Origin of the sequence: Nocardioides secundeburneus (assembly GCF_039939255.1) — a bacterium.
GTDB lineage: Bacteria > Actinomycetota > Actinomycetes > Propionibacteriales > Nocardioidaceae > Nocardioides.
Genome location: NZ_JBDUUE010000003.1, coordinates 257,691 through 273,634, shown reverse-complemented (window position 1 = coordinate 273,634; position 15,944 = coordinate 257,691). Strand labels below are relative to the sequence as shown.

The 15,944-nt window shown below is 71.3% G+C and carries 16 protein-coding genes; 6 read left to right on the top strand and 10 right to left on the bottom strand.

Annotated features, from left to right (window positions below; translation table 11 throughout):
- The first annotated feature begins 64 nt into the window (after positions 1–64).
- Together ABFT23_RS09425 and ABFT23_RS09420 are read left to right on the top strand one after the other, a co-directional pair.
- On the top strand, positions 65–1,330 hold the full coding sequence (locus ABFT23_RS09425) for an alpha/beta hydrolase (protein WP_347894520.1): 1,266 nt from the start codon (positions 65–67) through the stop codon (positions 1,328–1,330).
- A gap of 10 nt (positions 1,331–1,340) precedes the next feature.
- Entirely contained in the window at positions 1,341–1,994 is a 654-nt protein-coding gene (locus ABFT23_RS09420; RefSeq protein WP_347894518.1) for a class I SAM-dependent methyltransferase, read from the top strand.
- 7 nt (positions 1,995–2,001) lie between these two features.
- On the opposite strand, the gene ABFT23_RS09415 is transcribed toward ABFT23_RS09420, so the two are convergent.
- From ABFT23_RS09415 to ABFT23_RS09405, 3 genes are read right to left on the bottom strand one after another with little or no spacing between them, the layout of a single operon-like run.
- Positions 2,002–3,090 (bottom strand): prenyltransferase/squalene oxidase repeat-containing protein, encoded by a 1,089-nt coding sequence (locus tag ABFT23_RS09415; protein WP_347894516.1) that lies wholly within the window; start codon positions 3,088–3,090, stop codon positions 2,002–2,004.
- Complete coding sequence (locus tag ABFT23_RS09410; protein ID WP_347894515.1) at positions 3,087–3,854, bottom strand: class I SAM-dependent methyltransferase; 768 nt, start codon at positions 3,852–3,854, stop codon at positions 3,087–3,089. The genes ABFT23_RS09415 and ABFT23_RS09410 overlap by 4 nt, the downstream gene beginning before the upstream one ends.
- A gap of 1 nt (position 3,855) precedes the next feature.
- Entirely contained in the window at positions 3,856–5,118 is a 1,263-nt protein-coding gene (locus ABFT23_RS09405; RefSeq protein ID WP_347894513.1) for a glycosyltransferase family 4 protein, read from the bottom strand.
- A 139-nt stretch (positions 5,119–5,257) separates the two neighbouring features.
- On the opposite strand from ABFT23_RS09405, the gene ABFT23_RS09400 reads away from it, so the two are divergent.
- Positions 5,258–5,866, top strand: coding sequence for a TetR family transcriptional regulator (locus ABFT23_RS09400; RefSeq protein WP_347894511.1), 609 nt, complete (start codon positions 5,258–5,260; stop codon positions 5,864–5,866).
- Here ABFT23_RS09400 and ABFT23_RS09395 read toward each other — a convergent pair.
- Both ABFT23_RS09395 and ABFT23_RS09390 read right to left on the bottom strand, forming a co-directional pair.
- On the bottom strand, positions 5,844–6,377 hold the full coding sequence (locus ABFT23_RS09395) for a pyridoxamine 5'-phosphate oxidase family protein (protein WP_347894509.1): 534 nt from the start codon (positions 6,375–6,377) through the stop codon (positions 5,844–5,846). The genes ABFT23_RS09400 and ABFT23_RS09395 overlap by 23 nt on opposite strands.
- 35 nt (positions 6,378–6,412) lie before the next feature.
- Positions 6,413–7,396 (bottom strand): NAD(P)/FAD-dependent oxidoreductase, encoded by a 984-nt coding sequence (locus ABFT23_RS09390; RefSeq protein WP_347894508.1) that lies wholly within the window; start codon positions 7,394–7,396, stop codon positions 6,413–6,415.
- Positions 7,397–7,515: 119 nt separating this feature from the next.
- Between ABFT23_RS09390 and ABFT23_RS09385 the strand changes: the two genes are divergently transcribed.
- Together ABFT23_RS09385 and ABFT23_RS09380 are read left to right on the top strand one after the other, a co-directional pair.
- Entirely contained in the window at positions 7,516–8,070 is a 555-nt protein-coding gene (locus ABFT23_RS09385) for a DUF1707 SHOCT-like domain-containing protein (protein WP_347894506.1), read from the top strand.
- Complete coding sequence (locus ABFT23_RS09380; protein WP_347894504.1) at positions 8,070–8,732, top strand: potassium channel family protein; 663 nt, start codon at positions 8,070–8,072, stop codon at positions 8,730–8,732. Before ABFT23_RS09385 ends, ABFT23_RS09380 begins: the two co-directional genes overlap by 1 nt.
- A 19-nt stretch (positions 8,733–8,751) precedes the next feature.
- Here ABFT23_RS09380 and chrA read toward each other — a convergent pair whose 3' ends face one another.
- Both chrA and ABFT23_RS09370 read right to left on the bottom strand, forming a co-directional pair.
- Positions 8,752–10,107 (bottom strand): chromate efflux transporter, encoded by a 1,356-nt coding sequence (gene chrA / locus ABFT23_RS09375; RefSeq protein WP_347894502.1) that lies wholly within the window; start codon positions 10,105–10,107, stop codon positions 8,752–8,754.
- A gap of 87 nt (positions 10,108–10,194) precedes the next feature.
- Positions 10,195–11,445: an HNH endonuclease signature motif containing protein gene (locus ABFT23_RS09370; RefSeq protein ID WP_347894500.1), complete on the bottom strand. Its 1,251-nt coding sequence runs from the start codon at positions 11,443–11,445 to the stop codon at positions 10,195–10,197.
- Between the two features lie 296 nt (positions 11,446–11,741).
- On the opposite strand from ABFT23_RS09370, the gene ABFT23_RS09365 reads away from it, so the two are divergent.
- On the top strand, positions 11,742–12,080 hold the full coding sequence (locus tag ABFT23_RS09365; RefSeq protein WP_347894498.1) for a YnfA family protein: 339 nt from the start codon (positions 11,742–11,744) through the stop codon (positions 12,078–12,080).
- A gap of 9 nt (positions 12,081–12,089) precedes the next feature.
- Here ABFT23_RS09365 and ABFT23_RS09360 read toward each other — a convergent pair whose 3' ends face one another.
- The 3 genes from ABFT23_RS09360 to uvrB are packed head-to-tail and all read right to left on the bottom strand — an operon-like array spanning position 12,090 to position 15,864.
- Positions 12,090–12,371: a hypothetical protein gene (locus ABFT23_RS09360; RefSeq protein ID WP_347894496.1), complete on the bottom strand. Its 282-nt coding sequence runs from the start codon at positions 12,369–12,371 to the stop codon at positions 12,090–12,092.
- A gap of 10 nt (positions 12,372–12,381) precedes the next feature.
- On the bottom strand, positions 12,382–13,677 hold the full coding sequence (locus tag ABFT23_RS09355) for an MFS transporter (protein WP_347894495.1): 1,296 nt from the start codon (positions 13,675–13,677) through the stop codon (positions 12,382–12,384).
- Positions 13,678–13,737: 60 nt separating this feature from the next.
- Positions 13,738–15,864, bottom strand: coding sequence for an excinuclease ABC subunit UvrB (uvrB, locus tag ABFT23_RS09350; RefSeq protein ID WP_347894493.1), 2,127 nt, complete (start codon positions 15,862–15,864; stop codon positions 13,738–13,740).
- Positions 15,865–15,944 lie beyond the last annotated feature (80 nt).

The window sequence follows — 15,944 nt, the reverse complement described above, 5'->3', positions numbered from 1 at the left end:
CTTCGGCGGGCAGGCCCCACACCGCCCGCTCGAACCAGCCGCTACCGGCAGGTAACCTCGGGGCATGGGGTTCCTCCGCCGCCAGGTCGTCGCCGCCGCCCTCACCGCCAACGCCCTGCGTCCGGTCCCGGGGTTCCGGGCCGGCGTCCCCGCGTTCCTCACCGGCTGGCTCACCACCGAGCTCGCCCCCCACCTGCTCGCCCTCACCGCAGCCGACGCCGCCGCGCACACCACCGGTGGTCGACGCGACTGGCGCGGCCTCGCGCTCGCGGGGGCGTCGTCGGCGGGGCTGGCGTACCTGGTCAAGCAGAGCCGCGCGACCCAGCAGGTGGCCGAGAGCGCGCTCACAGACGCGCTCGGCGTCGACTACGGCGAGCGGCTCGACCACCTGCCCACCCCGGCCGAGCTCGCGACGCCGTGGCGCACGATCGCCTACCCCTTCCGCTCGAAGGACAAGGCGGTGCACGTCGAGAGGGACATCTCCTACAACGACCACGGACGCCGTGGCCTGCTCGACGTCTACACACCCGCCGGCGGCGTGCCCGACGGTGGCGCACCGGTGCTGCTGCAGGTGCACGGCGGTGCCTGGATGTTGGGCAGCAAGGACCAACAGGGCATCCCGTTGATGAACCACCTCGCCGCTAAGGGCTGGGTGTGCGTCGCCATCAACTACCGCCTCTCGCCGCGCAGCGACTTCCCGGCCCACGTGATCGACGTCAAGCAGGCCATCGCCTGGATCAAGGAGCACATCGCCGACTACGGCGGCGACCCCGACTACGTCGCCATCACCGGCGGCTCGGCCGGCGGGCACCTCGCCGCGCTCGCCGCCCTCACGCCCGACGACACGTCGTGGCAGCCGGGGTTCGAGGACGCCGACACCTCGGTGCGCTGTGCGGTGCCCCACTACGGCGTCTACGACTTCGCCGGCTCCACCGGGCTGCGCAGCGCCGAGCTCATGCGCGACCGCTTCCTCGCCCCGAAGGTGATGGCCGCGCGCTGGGCCGACGACCCCGAGGCCTTCGAGGCCGCATCCCCGTTGCTGCGCATCACGCCCGACGCGCCCGACTTCTTCGTGCTGCACGGCGCCCACGACAGCCTCGTCGACGTCAACCAGGCGCGGTTGTTCGTCGAGAGGCTGCGCCAGGTGAGCGAGCAGTCGGTCGTCTACGCCGAGCTGCCCGGCGCCCAGCACGCCTTCGACGTCTTCCCCTCGATCCGCTCGGCGCACGTCGTCCGCGCGATCGACCGCTACCTGCACTGGCACTGGAACACCTGGCGCGCCGGGCTCGACCACGACGCGCAGGTCAGCGAGCCGTCGACCGCCCACTAGCCTGACGCCCGTGTCCGACCTGTCTGCCGACCTCCTCGCCCACGCGGTGGCCGCCAAGGGCTTCATGCCCGACGACGAGGGCGCGCTGCTCCACCGGTGCGCGGCCGAGCGGGCGTCGTCCGGACCCCTGCTCGAGGTGGGCACCTATTGCGGCAAGTCGGCGATCTACCTCGGCGCCGCCGCGCAGGCTGCCGGCGGCACGGTGTTCACCGTCGACCACCACCGCGGCTCGGAGGAGAACCAGGCCGGCTGGGAGCACCACGACGCCACGCTCGTCGACCCCGCGATCGGCCGGATGGACACCCTGCCGGTCTTCCGCCGCACCATCCACGACGCCGGTCTCGAGGACGTCGTCGTCGCGATCGTCGGCCGCTCGACCACGGTCAGCGCACACTGGCGCACCCCGCTCAGCCTGCTCTTCATCGACGGCGGGCACGCCGAGGAGCACGCCCAGAACGACTACTCGGGCTGGGCGCCCTGGGTGATGGCGGGCGGACTGTTGGTCATCCACGACGTCTTCCCGAATCCCGCCGACGGCGGGCAACCACCCTTCCACGTCTGGCAGCGCGCCATCGCCGGCGGCGCGTGGGACGACGTCGAGACCGTCGGGTCGATGCGGGTGCTGCGGCGCACCTCGGGCGAGGCGGGCGACCCGGTCGGCTGACGTCGGGTCAGACCCGCTCCGACTCGCAGCCGCACTCGAGGCCGATCTCGGCGAAGTGCGGGCCGAACGAGGTGCCGCGCATGATGCCGGAGCCGGGCGAGCTGTGGCCGTAGGTCTCCCCCAGCGCGTCGACGCAGAGGATCATCGCGGCGGCGGTGTAGGTGGTGTGCTCGACGGGCCAGTAGACGTCCTTCGACTCCCCCTCGCGGGCGTCGTAGACCCAGCCGGTCCAGTAGGCGCCGGCCTCGCCGCGCAGGTGCTGCATGTCGGAGAGCAGGGTGCGCGCGCGGCGGTGGTCGCCGATCAGGTCGAGGGTGAGCGCGAGCTCGCAGGTCTCGGCACCGGTCACCCACGGGTTGGTGTCGACGCAGCGGAGGCCGAGACCGGGCACCACGAAGTCGTCCCACCGCGACGCGATCAGCTCCGAGGCCGCCGCGCCGGTGACGGCACCGCCGAGCACCGGGTAGTACCAGTCCATCGAGTAGGTCGACTTGTCCTCGAACCGGTCGCGGTGGCGCCGGATGGCGTGCCCGAGGCGACCGCCCGCGAGCTCCCACTCCGGCTGCGGCTCGCCGAGCAGCTCGCCGAGCGCGACGCCGGCCCGCAGCGAGTGGTAGATCGAGGAGCAGCCGGTGAGCAGGCTGAGCTCGTCGTCCGGCGTCCACTGGATGCCCCCGAAGGGCTGCTGCAGCGAGACGACCCAGTCGAGCCCGGCGCGCACGGAGGCCCAGTGCTGGACGACGTAGCCGATGTCGTGACGCACCAGCCAGTGGTGCCACAGCCCGACGGCGAAGTAGGCGCTCATGTTGACCTCGCCGCGCGGGTCGACGACCTCGCCGGCCACGATCTTCATCGGCCACGAGCCGTCGGGGCGCTGCATCGTCGGCACCCAGTCGAGCGCACGCTCGGCCGCGTCGACCTGACCGCCGACGAGCATCGCCATCGCCGCCTCGACGTGGTTCCAGATGTCGACGTGCTCGCCCGTCGTCCACGGGACGGCGCCACAGGACTCCTGCATCGCGACGATGGCCGCCGCCGTCTCGGCGACCTGGCCGGCGGTGACGACGCCGTCGACGTAGGGCAGCGGCTCGGTCACGCAGCCCCCGACGCCGACTCGGTGAGCGGCTTGCGGAAGTAGAGCACCATCGACTTGCCGATGAGCGGGTCGAGCACCTTGCCGGCCAGCTTGAGTGCGGTCGGCTGCTTCATGATCTCCCACACCAGCAGCCGGTGGTAGGCCTTCGCGGCCGGGTGGTCGTCGTTGTTCACCCCGACCGCGCACTTGATCCACCAGTAGGGCGCGTGCAGCCCGTGGGCGTAGTCCTTGCCCTCGAAGACCATCGCGTCGCCGGGCGTGCCGTCGTTGGTCCGGCCGGCCTTGGTGACCTTGTCGACGAGCTCGTGGTCGGTGTAGATGCGGATGTGGCCGCCCTCGGCGTGGTGGTACTCGTCGGAGAGCTTCCAGTTGATGACCTCGGGCAGCCACCGCGGCACGGAGACGGCGAGCGTGCCGCCCGGTCGCAGCACGCGGACGAGCTCCTTGATCGCCTCGACGTCGGCGTGGATGTGCTCGAGCACCTCGGCGGCGACGATGCGGTCGAACTCGCCGTCGGCGAACGGCAGCGCGAGGGCGTCTCCCTGCTTGATGTCGGCCTCCGCGCCCGCGGGCACCTCGCCGGCCTCCTTCATGGCCCCGAACAGCTCGAGGACGCCGGCCAGCTCGTCGGCGTCCATGTCGAAGGCGACGACGTCGGCCCCGCGGCGGTACATCTCGAACGCGTGGCGTCCGGCACCGCAGCCCATGTCGAGCACACGGTCGCCGGCCTGGAGACCCAGGCGGTCGAAGTCGACGGTCAACATCTCAGTTCTCCTTCTCGGATCCGACCTCGGACCCGAAGTCGGCGATGACCTTCTCGTACGCCGCTGCGACCGTGACCGCGACGGCCCGCCAGCTGAACATCTCCTCCACGCGACGGCGTCCGGCCTCGCCCATGCGGGCCCGGCGCTCGGGGTCGTCGAGCAGACCGGCGATGGCCTGCTTGAGCGCGTCGACCTCGCCGGGCGCGACCAGCTGCGCGCACACGCCGTCGTCGCCGACGACCTCGGGGATGGCGCCGGCGCGGGAGACCACGAGGGGCGTGGCGCAGGCCATGAGCTCGGCGGTCGGCAGCGAGAAGCCCTCGTAGAGCGACGGCACGCAGGCGAGCTCGGCCGAGCCCATGAGCTCGACGAGCTCGGCGTCGCTGATGCCGTGCACGAAGCGGACGTGCGGACCGATGCCGAGCTTCTCGATGAGCTTCTCGGTGCGGCCACCGGCTTGCGGCTTGGTGACCAGCACCAGCTCGAGGTCGCGCTCGGTGCGCAGCTTCGCGAAGGCCTCGAGCAGCGTGGAGATGCCCTTCATCGGTGCGTCGGCGCTGGCCATCGCCATGATCCGACCCGGCACCCGCGGCCGGTCGGCCGGCGGCGGCACGAACATGTCGTCGACGCCCAGCAGGATGACCTGCATCTTGGCGGGGTCGACGCCGAAGTCCGTCGCGATGTCGCGCTTCGACGTCTCCGACGGCGTCAGGATCCATCGGGCCTTGCGGGCGACGTGGCCCTGCATGCGCAGGAAGCCGTACCAGCGGCGCAGGGTGATCTTGCGCCACGGGTGGCGCGTCTGGGCGAGGTCGATGCGGCGGTCGTAGGTGATCGGGTGGTGCACCGTCGTGATCAGCGGGAGGCCGTAGCCCTCGATGTCGAGCAGTCCGTGGCCGAGGACCTGGTTGTCGTGGGCGATGTCGAACTCGCCGGCCCGCTCCTTCATGATCCGGCTGATGCGGCGCGCGAACGTGCGCGGCTCCGGGAACCCGGCCAGGCACATGACCAGGAACTCCTGGACGTCGACGAGGTCGCGGAACTCGCGCAGCCTCGGCACCCGGAACGGGTCGGGCTCGCGGTAGAGGTCGAGGCTCGGCACCTTGGTCAGGCCGACGCCCTCGTCGAGCTCGGGGTAGGGCTGGCCCGAGAACACCTCGACCTCGTGGCCGAGCGCCGTCAGCTCCCGGCTGAGGTGGCGCACGTAGACGCCCTGGCCTCCGCAGTGCGGCTTGCTGCGGTAGGACAGCATCGCGATACGCATGGGCGTCGACCCTTCACGGACTGGGGCGACGCGCGGGTCGCGGGAGATAGAACGTGTTCCTATCATGGCTCACTGCCCGTTAGCCTAGTGAGGCAGACCTGACAGCGGGTCCTGGCAGCAGGAAGACCATGGGGCCCCGATGAGCACCACCACCTCCCTCTCCGCCGACGAGCTCGGCTCGGCCGCGCAGCGCGACCGCCACAGGCGGATCCTCGACGCGACCTACGAGCTCGCCCGCGAGGGCGGCTTCGACGCCGTCCAGATGCGGGCCGTGGCCGACCAGGCCGACGTCGCGCTCGGCACCCTGTACCGCTACTTCCCCTCGAAGATCCACCTGCTCGTCTCCGCGCTCGTCCGCGAGTTCGAGCGCAGCGAGGCCGCCTTCCGCGAGCTCGACGTCGTCCCCGGTGACACGGCGGCCGAGCGGGTCACGTTCGTCATGCAGCGCACCACCCGCGGCCTGCAGCGCGATCCGCGGCTCACCGAGGCCCTCACCCGGGCTTTCATGTTCGCCGACGCCTCCGTCGCCACCGAGATCCGCACCGTCGTCAGGCTGCTCACCGCGATGCTCACCCGGGCCATGCACCCCGGCCGCACGACCCCGCCCACCGACGACGACACCACCATCGCGCGCGTGATCGGCGACGTCTGGCTCTCGGCCCTGGTCGCCTGGGTCACCGGTCGATCCACCGCCGCCGAGACCGGCGCGCACCTCGAGCGGGCCGTCAGCCTGCTGCTGCGCGACTGAGACCTGCAGCGACCACCTCCAGGAACTCAGCCGTCGTCCCACCCAGCTCCATGGCCGGCAGGCCGAGCTTGCGGTGGTCCCACGAGCGGGTGCGCTCGACGTCGAGCCGCACGACGACGCGGTTCTTGGCCATCACCTCGACGAACGGCCTGACCTCCTCGGTGTACGGCGCGTGATAGCGCTCGAAGACGTTGACGCACACGTCCCAGACGACGTCGGCGTCGTCGACGACCTCGCCGCGGCCCTCCAGCGAGACGCCACGCAGCTGGTCGTAGGTGTGGCCGGACTCGACGAGGAACGACATCGTCGAGTCGCGGCGCAGGTTGACGACCTTCTGCGACTTCGCCTTGGTCTCGATCCACACCGCGCCCTCGTGGACGGCGTACCACATCGCGACGAGGTGGGGCCGGCCCGTGGGGCCGAGCGTGGCGATCGTCGCCGACCGCTGCTGGTGGAGGAACTCGTCGACCTCGTCGGGACCCATCACGACCTGCGAGCGCTGGTTGGCCATGGGCCGAACCTATCCGCCGGGCTGGTGGGTCCTGCTCAGGAGCCTTCGGAGGAGTGCCCGGGGAAGACCTTCGCGCTGGGGTCGATCGCGACGGTGGCGTTGTTGACGGCGGTGGCGGCCTCGCCGAAGCCGACGGCGATCAGCCGGACCTTGCCGGCGTACTCGGTGATGTCGCCGGCGGCGAAGACCCGCGGCAGGTTGGTCTGCATCGACGGGTTCACGCACAGGTGCCGCTTGTGCACCTCGAGCCCCCACTGCTGCAGCGGGCCGAGGTCGGCCACGAAGCCGAGCGCCGCGACCACGGCCTGGCACGGTCGGTTGACCGTCTCGCCGCCGACCTCGATGTCGACCGACTCGACCACGGTCTCGCCGTGCAGCGCGGTGACCTCGGCCTTCGTGACGATCTCGACGGACGACGCCCGCACCTGCTCGACCGTGCGCTCGTGGGCACGGAACGCGTCACGTCGGTGCACGAGCGTGACCGATGCGGCGATCGGCTCGAGGTGCAGGGCCCAGTCGAAGGCGCTGTCGCCGCCGCCGACGATCACGACGTCCTTGCCGGCGTAGGGCGCGAAGCTGGGCACGAAGAACTCGAGGCCACGACCGACCCAGTCCTCACCGGCGGGGAGCGGCCGGGGCGAGAACTTGCCGATGCCGGCGGTGATGATCATGGCGCCGGCGCGGACGGTGGTGCCGTCGTCGAGCCCGACGGTGACGCCGCCGTCGACGGGGTCGGGGTCGGTCTCGAGGGTGAGCGCGGTGCGCTCGAGCAGGTACTCCGGCTTGGCGGTGTTGGCCTGGGTGACGAGGCCGTCGACGAGGTCGCGGCCCTTGACCGACGGGAAGCCGGCGACGTCGAGGATCTGCTTCTCCGGGTACATCGCGGTGATCTGCCCGCCGAGCTCGGGCAGCGAGTCGACCACCGCGATGCGGTGGCCGCGGAACCCCGCGTAGTAGGCGGCGAACAGGCCGGTGGGGCCGGCACCGATGATCAGGAGGTCGACTGAGACGGTGGTCACAGCCATGATCCTTCCGCCGACGTCAAGCGCCTAGAGCCTCACCCGCGTGGGGCACGACCAGAAGGCTCTCTAGGATGCGGGTCCGACGACGAGACGATCGCGGGGCGACGGAGGTGGGCATGGCCACGGACCTGTGGGCATCGTTCCCGCACGACCCGCGCGATCGCGCCAACGCGGGCCTGCGTGCCTCCGACGCCGACCGCGAGCGCATCACCGGCGTCCTGGCGTCCGCCTTCGCCGACGGACGCCTCGAGCGCGAGGAGCTCGACGAGCGCACCGACGCCGTCGCCTCGGCCCGCACGCTCGGTGACCTGCCCCCGCTGGTCGCCGACCTCGTGCCGCTCAGGTCGGCGCCCGCGCGGCCGACGAAGTCGCTCGTCGGCGTCTCGTCGGCCGAGCTCGAGCAGCGTGCTCAGCGCTCCTGGGAGGCGCGGCGGCGCGCCGCCCTCTTCTCGTTCCTGGGCACGGGGCTGATCTGCTGGGCCATCTGGATCAGCACCACGCTCGCCGGCTGGACCGACGTGTTCTTCCCCTGGCCGCTGATCGTCAACGCGGTCACGGGCGTCAACCTGGCCCGGGTGCTCACCTCCCGCGACGAGATGGTGCGTGACGAGGTGCACCGGCTGGAGAAGAAGCAGGCCCGCCAGCAGCGCTGGCCCAAGGGCCTGTCCTGATGGCGCGGCGGCTCGGCGCCACCGTCCGCGAGCACCCCTCGGCACTCCTGCTCGGCCTGCAGCTGCTCGCCGTGCTCGCCTACCCGTTCCTCGACGAGAACGTCGCCGGTCGGGCGGTGCTCGGCGCCGTGCAGGTGGGCGTGGTGCTGGCCGCGGCGGCCGCCGTCCGGCTCACCCCGGCCCTGTCGTGGGTGGCCGTGCTGCTCGGCGCCCCGGCCATGGTGTTCAGCGTGCTCGAGGCCGTCACCGACGACGCCGGGTGGGCGGTGCTGGCCTCCGCGGTCTTCCACGTGCCGTTCTACCTGTTCGTCTCCTACGCGCTCATCCGCTACCTGTTCCACGACGACAAGGTCACCCGTGACGAGCTGTTCGCCACCGGCGCCGCGTTCACCGTGGTCGCCTGGGCCTTCGCCTACGTCTACGCCGGCGCCCAGGTCGTGTGGCCCGACTCGTTCGTCGGCTACGCCGGCGAGGGCACGCGCGCGTGGTTCGACCTGCTCTACCTGTCCTTCACCACCCTCACCTCGGTCGGCCTGAGCGACGTCTACCCGATCCGTGACCACGCTCGCTCGCTGGTCATGCTCGAGCAGGTCGCGGGAGTCTTCTACGTCGCGCTCGTCGTGGCGCGCCTCGTCGGCCTCACGGCGAAGGGCAGGGCCTGACCCGGCCCCGGGGGCCGCGTCAGAACGAGCGGACGACGCCCACGGTCAACCCCAGGACCGCACACACCGCGAGGGTGCGCAGCACGCTCCAGCGCGCGGCGAAGGCGAGCCCGAACCCGAGAGCGGCCATCGCCACGGCGTCCCAGCGGACGGTCGACGGGCGGGGCACGTCGAACGACAGCCACCCCGCCGTCACCGCCGTCGTGCCGTCGAAGAGCGTGTGGACGGCGAAGTAGAGGGCCAGGCTCGCGATCACGCCGACGACCGCGGCGGTGATGCCCGTCAGCGCGGCCGTCAGCCCCCGGTGCCCACGCAGCCGCTCGACGTAGGGCGCACCGAGCAGGATGAACACGAAGCTCGGCACGAAGGTGACCCAGGTGACCACGAGCGAGGCGACGACGGCGGCCGCCCAGGGCGACAGCGCGCCGGGGTCGCGGTAGGCGCCGAGGAACGCGACGAACTGCACCACCATGACCAGTGGCCCCGGGGTCGTCTCGGCCAGCGCGAGGCCGCGCACCATCTCCCCCGGCGAGAGCCAGCCGTAGACGTCGACCGCTCGCTGCGCGACGAACGCCAGCACCGCGTAGGCGCCGCCGAACGAGATCACCGCGGTGCCACCGAAGAACACGCCTTGGTCGACGACCGTGCTGCCGCCGCCGAGCACCATGGCCGCAAGCGCGACCGGGGCCATCCACAGGACCAGCCCGATCCCCAGCACGGCTGCGGTGCGGCGTGACGACGGCCGGTCGGCGTGCAGAGCCTCGTCGGGCACCAGGGGCGGCGGGCCGTCGTCCGGGGGTGCCGACGCGGACGACGTCGCCAGGGCGCGTCGCGCCGTCCACCCCACGACGGCCGCGACGACCAGCACATACGGGAACGGGACGGCGAAGAAGGCGAGGGCGACGAACGACGAGACGGCCAGTGCGACCAGGACCGGGTGGGTCATGCTGCGACGAGCGATGCGCAGCACCGCTTGGACGACGATCGCCAGCACCGCGGGCCCGAGGCCGAGGAACAGCCCGTCGAGCACCGCGGTGTCGCCGTACGTCACGTAGACCGCCGACAGGACGAGCATCGCGACCAGACCCGGCAGGACGAACAGCACGCCGGCGACGAGCGCTCCGCGCACGCCGTTGAGCAGCCAGCCGACGTAGGTCGCGAGCTGCTGCGCCTCCGGACCCGGCAACAGCGTGCAGTAGGACAGGGCGAACAGGAACCGCTGCTGACCGATCCACCGACGCTCGTCGACGAGCATCCGCTGCATGACCGCGATCTGGCCGGCGGGGCCGCCGAAGGTCTGCAACGAGACCAGGAACCACGCGCGGGTCGCCTGCCGGAGGGGCACGACGTCGTCCCGCTTCACCGTGTCGCTCACCGCGTGAGGGTCTCAGGTGTCGGTGAACGGACGGTACGTGCGTGCCCATGGCCCGCGGTCGGGGTGGACGGCGGGCTGATGGGGCGGTCAGGGATGTCGGCGGGCGTGGGTGCCGGGTGGTGGACGCCGGTCGACGACTGACTCGACGCCGGTCGGTGAGGTCCAGGCGTAGAGGCCGGGTTCGACCATCCGGTACGACCACCGGCCGTGGGTCTTCGCTCGATGGTGCCTGCGGCAGAGCAGCGCGAGGTTCCAGGTCGCGGTGATGCCACCGGACTCCCACGCCATGACGTGGTCGAGGTCGACCCGACGCCTGCTGCAGTCGGGGAAGACGCAGCACCGGTCGCGGAGCGTGACGCGTTCACGGATCGCGTCGCTGGGTCGGTAGGCGGGGGTCTCGTGGGGTTCGGCGAGGTCGATGACGGGCTTGACGGCGACCTTGGTGCCGGCCGCCTGACACCATTCACGGACCTGCTCGACGAGGAGCGGGGTCTGGGTGCTGTCGAGCAGCCCGGGCAGGTCCGGGTTGGCGGCGTCGAGGTGGGCGTAGATCGTGACCCCACGCCCGGTGCCGCTGGTGTCGAGATCGAGCGCGAGCTGCGTGCGGGCCATCTCCCCCAGCGCCTGGGACCGTCGGACGTCCAACGTCTCGGTCGACCCGAGGTCGGCAAGGGCCTGCGCGCCGTCACGCAGCGCATGTTCGAGATCGATCGCATCAGCGGTGTCCAACGTGGCGACGACATCGACGGTGCCGTCGGTGCCGTCGGTGGTCGCACCCGCGAGGTACACGGTCACGCGCCGGTCCTCGAGCGCAGCCAGCCGTCGGGCCTCAGCCTCGGCGGGGTCGTGCTCGGCGCGAGCGGCGTCGACGGTGCGGTCGAGCTGCGCGAACGAGCACCGCTCCGCCACAGGGGTGATCGCCTTATCGACGTGCCAGGCTGCGGTCTCGGACAGGGTCATGGTCGCGTCCGTGATCTTGAACGCCCGCCACAGCGCGACCTCGTGCTTGACCACCCGCAGGTACAACCGAGGGAGCCGGTGGGCGAGCTCAAGCGCCCGACCCAGGTAGGTCAGGCCGGCATCGGTCGACATCCCCAGAGACAGGGCGAGGTCGAGCGCGGCGTACTCCGGCACCGCCGGAGCACCCGGCCCGGCCAGGTGCAACGGACGCTCCACCGACTGCAGCAACACGACGACCTCGTCGCTCGAAGCGACGTTCCGCTCAGCCCACGCCAAGACCGACTTCAGCGTCTCGACCTGCGCGTCAGCCTCGGCGAGGCGACGGCCACGCACCGCAAGCAGCAGCGGATCGCTGCTGGTGCGGGTCGAGGTGGCCATAGGCCATGCTACCACGGATTCGAACGTATGTTCGACTCAATCCCGATCACAAACCCAACCCAAATCCTTCCCCTGGCGGCGCTTGGCGGGCGGTGCGCCGGAGCTTGCGGAGGCGCCACCGCACGCGCCGGACCAGCACGCCGCACGAGGCTCGGGGTCAAGGACCAATCCCCAACTCGCATCAACAGTCAGGCGTGGGGATTGGTCCTTGAGGCCGAGACGCGGCGTGCTACCGCGCGCGGCCAACCCGACCACGCACGTCATCGCACGTAGACCCGCCGATACGCTCGACCCCCATGGACACCCTGCGCAGCATCGTGCTGTTCCTCGCCGCAGCGGTCGCCGAGATCGGCGGCGCCTGGCTCGTCTGGCAGGGCGTCCGCGAGCACCGGGGCTGGGTCTGGATCGGCCTCGGCGTCATCGCCCTCGGCATCTACGGCTTCGTCGCGACGCTCCAGCCCGATGCCGAGTTCGGCCGCATCCTGGCCGCGTACGGCGGCGTGTTCGTCGCCGGCTCGCTCGCCTGGGGCATGGTCGTCGACGGGTTCCGACCCGACCGCTACGACGTCACGGGAGCGTTGATCTGCCTGGTCGGCGTCGCGGTCATCATGTACGCCCCGCGCGCCGGCGCCTGAGCGACGCCGTCACGGTTGCGGGACGTCGGCCTCCCACCGGGCGCGGCGCTCGTCGTCGGACTGCTCCCACCACGGCGTGCCGCGCTCGCCGAGCGCGACCTTGGCCGCCTGGACGCCGGCCCGGACCCGCGCCTCGTCGTCGGTGCCCCGCGCCGTCCTCACCGCGCGGCGCCAGGCCATGAGGATCTTCTGCAGCTCGTCGCGGCGCTCGGTCGGGATGTCCGGGTCGGTGGCCCGCCAGCGTCGTCCGTCGACCACGATGTAGCGGCCGTCGTCGGTGTGCTCGACCATCACGCCACCATCATGTCGGCACGTGGAGGCCGGCCTCGAGCGTGGCACGGTCGATGACGCGGCGCACCCGCACCCGGTAGCGCCAGATCTGCAGGAGGCCGAGGGCCCAGAGCGGGTACTGCGCGGCCATGGCCCAGCGGAAGGCCTCGGGCGTGTAGCTGCTGCCGGCGCCGGGGGTACGCCAGTCGAGGATCAGGCCGATGGCGACGACGAGCACGAGCGAGGCCGAGAAGCCCGCCTGGTTGATGATGCCGGTCGCGCTGGCGAGCCGGTCGGCCGGGTTCGAGGTGCGCGCGAGGTCGAAGCCGATCATCGAGGCCGGGCCGCCGATGCCGATCACCTGGGTGAGCAGCACCAGCAGCCACAGCGGCGCGTCGCCCGGCCAGACGAGCACCGCCGTCCAGACCGCCACGATGGCGGTGACGATGACCAGCACCATCGACGAGCGGTGCCACGGGTGCCGCGAGACGAGGTAGCCGAGCAACGGGCCGCTGTACATGATCGCGACCACCACGAGGCTCAGCAGCAGGCCGGCCGTGTGCTCGGACAGACCCTCGCCCTCGACCAGGAACGGGTAGCCCCACAGCAGCGACATGGTCGTGGCGCTGAACTGCGAGGTGAAGTGCATCCAGAACCCGAGGCGGGTGCCGGGGTGGCCCCACGACGCGGTGAGGCTGCGCCGCACGGTGGCCAGCGACAGCTGCGGGCCGACCACGCGCCGCTGCTCGGGTGCGTCGCGGACGACGACGACCAGGGCGACTGCGAGCACGACGCCGAGCGAGGCGGTGGCCAGGTAGGCCGTCGTCCAGCCGAGCTCGCGCAGCGCGATGGTCATCGGGATCGCCGCGACGACGGCGCCGAGCTGGCCGAGCGTGCCCGAGAGCTGGGTGATGAACGGGATGCGGTTCGGGGCGAACCACCGTGAGACCAGGCGCAGCAGGCAGATGAAGGTGAGCGCGTCTCCCATGCCGACGAACACCCGGGCGACCAGGGCGGCCGCGTAGGACTCGGCGAGCGCGAAGCCCGCCTGGGCGAGAGTGAGCAGCACGGTGCCGGCCAGCATCACGGCGCGTGGCCCGTACCGGTCGACCAGCAGCCCGACCGGTACCTGCATGAGCGCGTAGACGAGCAGCTGCAGCATGGTGAACGTCGCCAGCTGGGCCGCGCTGATGCCGAACCGGTCGGTGGCGGCCAGGCCGGCGACGGCCAGGGAGCTGCGGTGGAACACCGCGACGAAGTAGACGAGCAGGCCCACCGCCCAGACCGCCCACGCCAGGCGCGGGGTGGTCGGGGTGGACGTCGTCACTGCGCTCACGTTAGGGGTGTGGGCCGGGTCACCGGAGCCCGGTCCGGGTTCTCCCGGTGGCTACTTCTGGGCCTCCATCATCTGACGCAGCTCCTTCTTGAGGTCGTTGATCTCGTCGCGCAGGCGCGCCGCGAGCTCGAACTGCAGCTCGGCGGCGGCCTGCTTCATCTGGTCGGTGAGGTCCTGGATGAGCGTGGCGAGCTCGGAGCTGGGCAGGCCCGCGAGGTCCTTGGCGTGGTGGCCCGAGGCCTTCTCGCCCAGCACCGGCACGGTCTGCCGCGCCTTGGCGCCACCGGCCCGCCCCTTCGCCTCGGTGCCGGCCCAGGTCTCGAGCAGCGCCTGGGTGTCCTCGCTGTCGCGCGCGAGCATCTCGGTGATGTCGGCGATCTTCTTGCGCAGCGGCTGCGGGTCGACGCCGTGGGCCTTGTTGTAGGCCACCTGCTTCTCGCGGCGCCGGTTGGTCTCGTCGATGGCCGACTCCATCGAGGGAGTGATCTTGTCGGCGTACATGTGCACCTCGCCGGAGACGTTGCGCGCCGCGCGGCCGATGGTCTGGATGAGGGACTTGTCGGAGCGCAGGAAGCCCTCCTTGTCGGCGTCGAGGATCGAGACCAGCGACACCTCGGGCAGGTCGAGGCCCTCGCGGAGCAGGTTGATGCCGACCAGCACGTCGTACTCGCCCATGCGCAGCTCGCGCAGCAGCTCGATGCGGCGCAGCGTGTCGACCTCGGAGTGCAGGTAGCGGGTACGGATGCCGGCATCGAGGAGGTAGTCGGTGAGGTCCTCGGACATCTTCTTGGTGAGCGTGGTGACCAGCACCCGCTCGTTCTTGTCGGCCCGGGTGCGGATCTCGTGGATGAGGTCGTCGATCTGGCCCTTGGTCGGCTTGACGACGACCTCGGGGTCGACCAGGCCGGTGGGCCGGATGATCTGCTCGACGACGTCGCCCTGCACCTTGTCGAGCTCGTAGTTGCCGGGCGTGGCCGAGAGGTAGATCGACTGGCCGACGCGGTCGAGGAACTCCTCCCACCGCAGCGGCCGGTTGTCCATCGCCGACGGCAGCCGGAACCCGTGGTCGACCAGGTTGCGCTTGCGCGACATGTCGCCCTCGAACATGCCGCCGATCTGCGGCACCGCCACGTGCGACTCGTCGACGACGAGCAGGAAGTCCTCGGGGAAGTAGTCGAGCAGGGTGTTGGGGGCGCTGCCGGGCGAGCGGCCGTCCATGTGCATCGAGTAGTTCTCGATGCCGGCGCACGAGCCGACCTGGCGCATCATCTCGACGTCGTAGGTGGTGCGCATGCGCAGCCGCTGCGCCTCGAGCATCTTGCCCTGGCGCTCGAAGGTCTGCAGCTGCTCCTCGAGCTCGGCCTCGATGCCCCGGATCGCCCGCTCCATGCGGTCGTGGCCGGCCACGTAGTGGGTGGCCGGGAAGATGTAGAGCTCGGGGTCTTCGGTGAGCACCTCGCCGGTGACGGCATGGAGCGTCATCAACCGTTCGATCTCGTCGCCGAAGAACTCGATGCGCACCGCGTGCTCCTCGTAGACGGGGAACACCTCGAGCGTGTCGCCGCGCACGCGGAACGTGCCGCGGCTGAACGACATGTCGTTGCGCGTGTACTGGATCTCGACGAGCCGCCGCAGGATCGAGTCGCGGTCGTGCTCCTCGCCGACCTTGAGCCGGATCATCCGGTCGACGTACTCCTGCGGGGTGCCGAGGCCGTAGATGCAGCTGACGGTCGAGACCACGATGACGTCGCGCCGGGTGAGCAGGCTGTTGGTGGCCGAGTGCCGCAGCCGCTCGACCTCCTCGTTGATCGAGGAGTCCTTCTCGATGTAGGTGTCGGTCTGCGGGACGTAGGCCTCGGGCTGGTAGTAGTCGTAGTAGGAGACGAAGTACTCGACCGCGTTGTCGGGGAACAGCTGGCGCAGCTCGTTGGCGAACTGCGCCGCCAGGGTCTTGTTGGGCTGCATGACCAGGATCGGGCGCTGGACCTGCTCGGCCACCCAGGCGACCGTGGCGGTCTTGCCGGTGCCGGTGGCGCCGAGCAGGACGACGTCTTGCACGCCGGCCTGCACGCGGCGCGAGATCTCCTTGATCGCGGCCGGCTGGTCGCCGCCGGGCTCGAAGTCGGAGGTGACCTTGAAGGGAGCGACGCGGCGCTCGAGGTCGGTGATCGGTCGCATGCTGCGAGCGTAAACGCCGCCACCGACACTCGCCGCCCGCCGGGGTGGACGGCGCCCGGTACCGCGGCCCGCCCGGGCCT